This window comes from Bradyrhizobium sp. NAS80.1, from assembly GCF_001908205.1.
Classification (GTDB): Bacteria; Pseudomonadota; Alphaproteobacteria; order Rhizobiales; family Xanthobacteraceae; genus Bradyrhizobium.
The window spans coordinates 1-1106 of sequence record NZ_LGHL01000462.1 but is presented as its reverse complement, the minus strand read 5'-3'; the positions used below and the strand labels follow the sequence as shown (position 1 = coordinate 1106).

The window sequence follows — 1106 nt, the reverse complement described above, 5'->3', positions numbered from 1 at the left end:
GGGTGGGCGGGAAGCCGTTGGGTCCTTGGCGCTTGACGCCGTGAGCCGGCTCGGTCTCCCGCCCGTTCCATCTATCAACCTGAACAGTTGCACGAGGCTGCGCCAACAGACCTCGCATCACAGGGACAGGCACCGTGATCATACCCCTTCGCTACGTTGGAATCGACGTCTCCAAACGATATCTCGATATCTTCGATGAGAGCTTGGGCGTGCCGGAGCGCATCGCCAACGCGACACAGGCCATCACACAGATCGTGGCGCGTTGGCGATGCGATGTGCTGGTCGTCTTCGAGGCCACGGGGGTCTATGACCTCGAGCTTCGCGAGGCGCTGAGCCAGGCCGGCATCCGCTTCGCCCGGATCAACCCGGCCCGGGCCCGCGACTTTGCACGCGCCAGCGGCCAGCTCGCCAAGACCGACCCGATCGATGCACGGATGCTGGCGGCCTTTGCGCGAGCCATACAGCCGGCCACCGAGCTGGCCGCCAATCCCGCCCGCAAGGCCTTGGCGGGGCTTGCAAAACGGCGAGACCAGCTGGTCCTCATGCGCGCCCAGGAGAAGAACCGACGCAGCGAGGCCGATGACCGCGCCATGGCAGATCGTATCGGCCGTCTCATTGAGGTCCTCGACAGCGAGATCGCCGAGATCGAGACCGACATCAGCGCACTGATCAAGGCTGAGCCGGAGATCTCGGATGATGCGCAGTTGATGCGATCCCTGCCTGGTGTGGGTCCCGTCGCCTGCATGCAGCTGATCGCGCAGATGCCCGAACTCGGGAAGGTGGGACCGAAGCAGGTGGCGGCGCTAGCCGGCCTGGCTCCCTTCAACGTCGATAGCGGCGCCTTCCGCGGCAAGCGCAAGATCGCCGGCGGCCGAAAGCGCGTGCGTGACGCTCTCTACATGGCCGCTCTCAACGCAGTCCGCCGGGCCGATCCGTTCAAGGCCTTCTACGCACGACTGCGACAGGCCGGCAAACCAGCCAAGCTCGCTCTCATTGCCGTCGCCAGGAAGCTGTTGACGGTCCTCAACGCCATTATGCGCGACAGGAAGCCGTACCTACAGACCAGGTCAACATAACAGTTGCCGGCTCTGCGGAGCGTCACTACG

1 protein-coding gene is annotated in these 1106 nt (G+C 64.7%); it reads left to right on the top strand.

The features are described from left to right. Nucleotides 1-134 precede the first annotated feature (134 nt). The gene (locus AC629_RS44225; RefSeq protein ID WP_084810813.1) at nt 135-1076 is read left to right on the top strand and encodes an IS110 family RNA-guided transposase; all 942 of its coding nucleotides are present in this window, start codon (nt 135-137) and stop codon (nt 1074-1076) included. Nucleotides 1077-1106: the final 30 nt, after the last annotated feature.